This window comes from Listeria fleischmannii subsp. fleischmannii LU2006-1 (assembly GCF_000344175.1).
Lineage (GTDB): Bacteria > Bacillota > Bacilli > Lactobacillales > Listeriaceae > Listeria > Listeria fleischmannii.
The window spans coordinates 1-5,110 of record NZ_ALWW01000077.1; the positions used below are offsets into that span (position 1 = coordinate 1).

The window sequence follows — 5,110 nt, forward strand, 5'->3', positions numbered from 1 at the left end:
TATCCCCGCTCGATAGGCAGGTTGCCCACGTGTTACTCACCCGTCCGCCACTCACCCGACAGAGAAGCAAGCTTCTCTTTGGTTCGTTCGACTTGCATGTATTAGGCACGCCGCCAGCGTTCGTCCTGAGCCAGGATCAAACTCTCTTTAAAATGTAAATCGAATTTGAATACTTATTCAACACCGTGAATAAGTTTCCTTAGCATCACAAATTGACTTTGCTAGCTTCTTACTAGTTTTTTTGGAAACATCTTTTTGTTTCCTGTCCTATGAATTGATTGGTGAAACATCTGTTTCATCGCTTTTTTCATCTTCGTTTTGTTCAGTTTTCAAAGGTCATATCGCTCTTTTGCGACAACTTAATTATCGTATCATGAATAAATTGTTGCGTCAATGAAAAACAAAAAAATTATTTCACCTTTTTTAGAGCTTTTTAAGTTATATAATATCTTGTGAAAAAGTTCAAGGAAAAACTATTTGATTTTGATAACTTTTTCCTCTTCTAATTCTAGAAGAAATTTTAGCATGTAGTCATGTCGTTTCTTGGCGGACTTAATGGCGGTTTTGGTGTGCATCTTATCTTTTAATAGTAGAAGTTTATCATAAAAGTGCGCCACGGTTGTTTCGGAATTTTCTAAATGGTAGTCGAGTGGCGGGCGGGCTTTTGATCCGCCGTAGGTGAAGGCTCGGATGATACCAATGGCTCCGAGGGCATCTAGGCGGTCAGCGTCTTGGACTATTTTTTCTTCGATTGTTTCAGCTAAAATCGGATTTTTGCCTTTTTTATAGGATACGGAATCGATGGCGCGCATTATTTTTTGGATGGTCATGTCATCTAGGCTTGCTTTTGTTAGCCAATCGCGTAATTCCTTTTTAGCCAAAGAAGGGTCTGTCGTTAGCTTTTCATCTGGGTAATCATGGAAAAGTGCTGCCAGTTCAATGATAAGTGGGTCCCCACCCTCAAGTTCAGCAAGTTCTTTCGCGGTGTGATAAACACGCATAATATGTTCAAAGTCATGGCCTGTCCTGTCACCGGCGAACCTTTCTTTCATCCACTGTTTTGCTTCTTCTATTATATCCGGCATTTTACTTTCTCCTTTCTTTTTTCAGATAATTATGTAAAATTAATAATGAGGTGATACATATGTTTGAATTTCAACAAGTGACTTTTACTCGGGGAGAAAAACAAATTTTAAAACAGATTAATTGGATGGTGAACGCAGGCGAAAAATGGGCGATGCTCGGTTTAAACGGCGCCGGAAAAACTACTTTACTTAAGCTTTTAAATGGCTATATTTGGCCTAGTAGCGGAAAACTTCAAGTTCTTGGAGAGTGGTTTGGGGAAACCTCTTTGCCAGAACTGAGGAAGTCCATCGGCTGGGTGAGTAGCGCCATGCAATATCAGCTTAAAGATTATGAAACGGCGGAGCAAATTGTCCTTAGCGGTAAGTATGCGAGCATCGGGCTTTATCAGCCAGTTTCAAAAGCAGATATCGATCAGGCGAAAACGATTCTCTTGTCTGCTGGGGCTAGCTCGCTAATCGGCAAGACCTACGCGACACTTTCACAAGGTGAGCGCCAACTTGTTTTGATTGCCCGCGCACTTATGGCGGACCCTAGGTTGCTTATTTTAGACGAACCGTGTAGTGGCCTTGATTTATTTGCTCGTGAAAAGTTGCTTCATCAAGTGCAGAAGATTGCTGCTAGCGATAAAACGATTTTGTTTGTTACGCACCATACAGAAGAAATTTTACCACAATTCACGCAAACTATCCTTCTTAAAAATGGCGAAGTGTTCGGGAAAGGCTCTACAAGCGAAATGCTTTCGGCTAAAAATATGGAAAAGTTTTATGAACATGGGATCGATATTTTTAAAGTGGCGAACGGGCGAATAGCGATCTACCCAAAAGAAAGTTATAATAGTTAAAAGGAGGTTTTCTTTTGATGCTCTATAAAAGTATGATTCAAAAAGCGCTCTTGAACAATTTAATTGAGCCAGCGAGCGTCCCGCTTTATGGTAGTTTTCCTTTTAAAATAGAGAACGAACGTATCCAATTAAATGGCCTTTGGCTTGCCGGCACATCTGGCATTACCTTTTTCTCTGAAACGGAAGATTATTATATCAATAAAACGTTTCCGTATAAGGATATTCGCAGTTGTTCGAAAAAAGTGAGCTTGCTTGCCATGAGTCCTAAGATCGAACTTTCCTTTTTAGACGGCACATCCTATACTATGCTTGTCGAACAAGAGGATGCAAAGCGTTTTGTTCAAGCCATCTCTGACCGATTGCAAAAAGTGTAATTTGACTTTTATAAAAAGAGACTAGGAAGTACTTCCTAGTCTCTTATTTTTATGCGCGTTTTTCAAATAGTTGTACCATTTCGATTATCACGTTCGTTGCGAGTTCCATGTTTTCAACTGAAACATATTCGAATTTGCCGTGCATATTTTCCCCACCTGCAAAAATGTTTGGTGTTGGGAGGCCTTTAAATGACAGCTGAGAACCATCTGTTCCGCCGCGAATTGGTTCGATTAGTGGTTCAGTGCCTACGTTTTTCATAGCATCAAACGCGATGTCGACAATTTCTTTTACGGGTTCGATTTTCTCACGCATGTTATAGTATTGGTCATTTATTTCCAAAATAACCTTGTCTTTCCCATATTTTTCTTGCATAGAAGAGACGATTTCTGCGACTTTGGCTTTTCGTTCTACAAATTTTAAATGGTCGAAATCACGGATGATGTAAGCTGCTTTGGCTTCTTCGACTTCGCTATTTAAGGTTAAAAGGTGGTAGAAGCCTTCGTAACCTTCTGTATATTCGGGCGCCTCGTTTTGTGGTAGCTGTGCGTTAAATTCCATGGCCATTTTGGTTGCGTTAACCATTTTATTTTTGGCTGTTCCAGGATGCACACTATTTCCTTTAAAGGTAATTTTTGCTCCGGCGGCATTGAAACTTTCATATTCCAGTTGGCCGCGCGGACCCCCGTCCATCGTATAGGCATAGTCTGCGCCAAAAGCATCTACATCAAAGAGCGCAGGACCTCGGCCAATTTCTTCATCTGGTGTAAAGGCAACACGGATTTTACCATGTTTTAATTCAGGATGTTTTAACAAATAATGCATTGCTACCATAATTTCTGTAATACCCGATTTATCATCCGCCCCAAGAAGTGTTGTGCCGTCCGTTGTAATGAGCGTCTCACCTTTATATCCGGCAAGTTCCGGGAATTGTTTGGGCGATAAAACGATATTTTCGGCTGCATTTAAAATAATGTCGCCGCCATCATAATTTTCACGTACGATAGGATTTACATTTTTACCAGTGAAATCCGTTGCCGTATCTAAATGTGCTAAAAAGCCAATAACAGGCACTTTTTTATCCGTATTCGCCGGTAATGTGGCCATAACATAACCATTTTCGTCCATGGTTACATCACTCATACCGATTTCTTTTAGTTCATTTACAAGAATAGCGCCAAGTTCCCTTTGCCCTTCTGTTGTCGGACAAGTCGTACTTTCTTCATTCGACTGCGTATCCACTTTGACGTATGTAGTAAAACGTTCAATCAATTCTTCTCTCATTTTCTACACTTCCTCCATTTTATTTTCACCTTTTATTATAGGCTACTCTAACCAAAATATCTAATTCAAAAGATCTAGTAATTTTTCACTCGTTTTTAAATTGCGCCCTGTAACAGCTTCCTTCGTCCATGTTTTTATGACTTTCTCCGTTTTGACTTCATGGATTTTGGTTGTTTTCATTTTGACATAAATCGCCTGATCTTTCGCAACATAGCTAGCATCTTGCTCTTCCACCTCGTTATCATCCAGTTTTCCGTTTTGATAAAAAATCATTAAGCGTTCAGTTTCAAGTAAGTCTGTAAATGGGTTTTGAGCGAGCACCTGACGATACTCACTTTCCTCTAACACAACAACTGTTGCGTTTTGAATCGCATAATAAGTGTTTAAATGTTGCTCTATTTGACCGCGTACCGCCTGTTTAGAAAAGGAGGCTTCTAAAATAAGGTTGCCACTTTGAATGTATGTTTTGACATTTCTAAATCCTTCTTTTGCTAAACTTTCTCGTAACTCTGCCATTTTCACTTTATTATGTCCGCCTACATTAATAGCCCTTAGTAAAACGACAAATTTCATTCTGCGCCCTCCTTCTATTTTCCAATTTGCGTTTTCTTCATTATACCTTATATGCATTGTAAGTTATAATGATAAAAAAACGTGTTGGAGTGTGATGAATAATGAAATTCATTTCTTGGAATGTCAATGGTTTGCGAGCAGCTGTTAAAAAAGGGTTTATGGATTATTTTAATGAAGCGGATGCCGATATTTTTTGCTTGCAGGAAACCAAACTGCAAGAAGGCCAAATCGAGCTTGATTTAAATGGTTACTATGATTACTGGAATTATGCCATCAAAAAAGGCTATTCTGGTACAGCCATTTTTACAAAAAAAAGAACCTCTCCGCGTTTTTTACGGTCTTTCGGTTGCAGAACATGACCAGGAAGGACGTGTGATTACGCTTGAGTTTGAGCAATTTTATTTTATCACTGTCTATACGCCTAATTCGCAACCTGAACTAGCGCGACTCGCTTATCGCATGTCTTTTGAGGACGCTTTTTTAAATTATGTTAAAAGTTTAGATCAAGAAAAACCTGTTATTTTTTGTGGCGATTTAAATGTTGCGCACAAAGAAATTGATTTAAAAAATCCGAAAACTAATCGCAGGAATCCTGGATTTTCAGACGAGGAACGAGGGAAATTTACCACTGTTCTTGAGTCAGGTTTCGTTGACACCTTCCGTCATTTTTATCCCGAAAAAGAAGGAGCTTATTCTTGGTGGTCTTACCGTATGAATGCCAGAGCACGAAATACAGGGTGGCGGATTGACTATTTTGTCTCAAGCCGCTTAAGAGACAAACTCATTGATGCCAAAATTCACGCAGACGTTTTAGGATCGGATCATTGTCCTGTTGAACTGACGATTGATTTATAAAAAAACGTGCAGAGAATCAAATTCGATTCTCTGCACGTTTTTTACGATGGAATAGACTTTCTGGCTGACATAAGCAGAACGGCTGTGATCGAACCACCT

At 39.6% G+C, this 5,110-nt stretch carries 5 protein-coding genes, 1 rRNA gene and 1 pseudogene; 3 read left to right on the top strand and 4 right to left on the bottom strand.

Going from position 1 to position 5,110, the window contains the following annotated elements; translation table 11 throughout:
• Window positions 1-152: ribosomal RNA gene (locus tag LFLEISCH_RS16110) — 16S ribosomal RNA — on the bottom strand; the annotation flags it as partial.
• Between the two features lie 321 nt (window positions 153-473).
• Window positions 474-1,085, bottom strand: a complete 612-nt coding sequence (locus LFLEISCH_RS14180; RefSeq protein WP_007478011.1) for an HD domain-containing protein — start codon at window positions 1,083-1,085, stop codon at window positions 474-476.
• 59 nt (window positions 1,086-1,144) lie between these two features.
• Between LFLEISCH_RS14180 and LFLEISCH_RS14185 the strand changes: the two genes are divergently transcribed.
• The gene (locus tag LFLEISCH_RS14185) at window positions 1,145-1,927 is read left to right on the top strand and encodes an ABC transporter ATP-binding protein (protein ID WP_007478013.1); all 783 of its coding nucleotides are present in this window, start codon (window positions 1,145-1,147) and stop codon (window positions 1,925-1,927) included.
• A gap of 17 nt (window positions 1,928-1,944) precedes the next feature.
• Window positions 1,945-2,301, top strand: a complete 357-nt coding sequence (locus LFLEISCH_RS14190) for a hypothetical protein (protein WP_007478015.1) — start codon at window positions 1,945-1,947, stop codon at window positions 2,299-2,301.
• 49 nt (window positions 2,302-2,350) lie between these two features.
• Here LFLEISCH_RS14190 and pepT read toward each other — a convergent pair whose 3' ends face one another.
• The gene (gene pepT / locus LFLEISCH_RS14195) at window positions 2,351-3,583 is read right to left on the bottom strand and encodes a peptidase T (protein WP_007478017.1); all 1,233 of its coding nucleotides are present in this window, start codon (window positions 3,581-3,583) and stop codon (window positions 2,351-2,353) included.
• Between the two features lie 60 nt (window positions 3,584-3,643).
• Window positions 3,644-4,156, bottom strand: a complete 513-nt coding sequence (locus LFLEISCH_RS14200; protein ID WP_007478019.1) for a DUF1697 domain-containing protein — start codon at window positions 4,154-4,156, stop codon at window positions 3,644-3,646.
• A gap of 101 nt (window positions 4,157-4,257) precedes the next feature.
• On the opposite strand from LFLEISCH_RS14200, the pseudogene LFLEISCH_RS14205 reads away from it, so the two are divergent.
• Window positions 4,258-5,011 (top strand): annotated as a pseudogene (locus LFLEISCH_RS14205) (exodeoxyribonuclease III).
• The last annotated feature ends 99 nt before the right edge of the window (window positions 5,012-5,110 follow it).

Bases quoted from the DNA above. Each gene is read 5' to 3' on its own strand.
- LFLEISCH_RS14190 (WP_007478015.1), top strand. From the start codon at position 1,945: ATGCTCTATAAAAGTATGATTCAAAAAGCGCTCTTGAACAATTTAATT.
- LFLEISCH_RS14200 (WP_007478019.1), bottom strand. From the start codon at position 4,156: ATGAAATTTGTCGTTTTACTAAGGGCTATTAATGTAGGCGGACATAAT.
- LFLEISCH_RS14185 (WP_007478013.1), top strand. From the start codon at position 1,145: ATGTTTGAATTTCAACAAGTGACTTTTACTCGGGGAGAAAAACAAATT.
- pepT (WP_007478017.1), bottom strand. From the start codon at position 3,583: ATGAGAGAAGAATTGATTGAACGTTTTACTACATACGTCAAAGTGGAT.
- LFLEISCH_RS14180 (WP_007478011.1), bottom strand. From the start codon at position 1,085: ATGCCGGATATAATAGAAGAAGCAAAACAGTGGATGAAAGAAAGGTTC.